1 protein-coding gene is annotated in these 769 nt (G+C 55.1%); it reads left to right on the top strand.

Going from position 1 to position 769, the window contains the following annotated elements:
- Positions 1–769 (top strand): Ig-like domain-containing protein (locus ACFQ14_RS14355; protein ID WP_377213447.1); only part of this gene is annotated, 769 nt, incomplete at both ends.

Below are 769 nucleotides of genomic sequence, written 5' to 3'. Positions count from 1 at the left end.
GGAAGACGGCTTCACGGGCGATGCTACGTTCGACTACACGGTTGAGGACGAAGACGGCCTGACGGACACAGGTTCTGTGACGGTTGCTGTCTCTGACAACACGGTTGATGCGGTCGATGATGATATTGGTACGCGTCAGGATACGCCTGTCACGATCCCGGTATTGGACAACGATGTCGATCCGGATGGTGACACGTTTGAAGTCACCGACTTCGATACGACGACCGCCAATGGTGGCACGGTCACGCAGAACGCCGATGGTGAATTGGTTTACACGCCAGCTCCAGGCTTCTCTGGTTCAGACACATTCGAATACACAATCACGGATGCCAAAGGTAACACCGATACGGCGACTGTTTCCGTCCACGTTGACGAAAACACGACGAATGCGGTGGATGATGCTCGAAACGCGGAATTCGAAACACCGCTCGTGATTGATGTTCTGGCGAACGACAACGATCCGGAGGGTGACACGTTCACGGTGACCGACTTCGATTCTACGTCTGCCAACGGTGGTACGATCACCGAGAATGCTGACGGTACGCTGACTTACACGCCTGCTGCCGGCTTTGAAGGTGAAGACACGTTCGAATACACAATCACGGACGAGTTTGGTGCGACAGATACTGCAACGGTGACAATCTGCGTGCTCGAGTCCGCCTTGCCTCCGGTTGCCGAGGACGACACGGGTACGACCGACAACGATACGCCGGTTGTGCTTGATCTTCTGGGCAATGACGATGATCCGGACGGTGACAATGCGAACCTG

The organism is Pseudahrensia aquimaris (assembly GCF_042676045.1).
Classification (GTDB): Bacteria; Pseudomonadota; Alphaproteobacteria; order Rhizobiales; family Rhizobiaceae; genus Pseudahrensia; species Pseudahrensia aquimaris.
The sequence above is the reverse complement of the archived record's forward strand: the minus strand, read 5'-3'. Positions and strand labels throughout refer to the sequence as shown.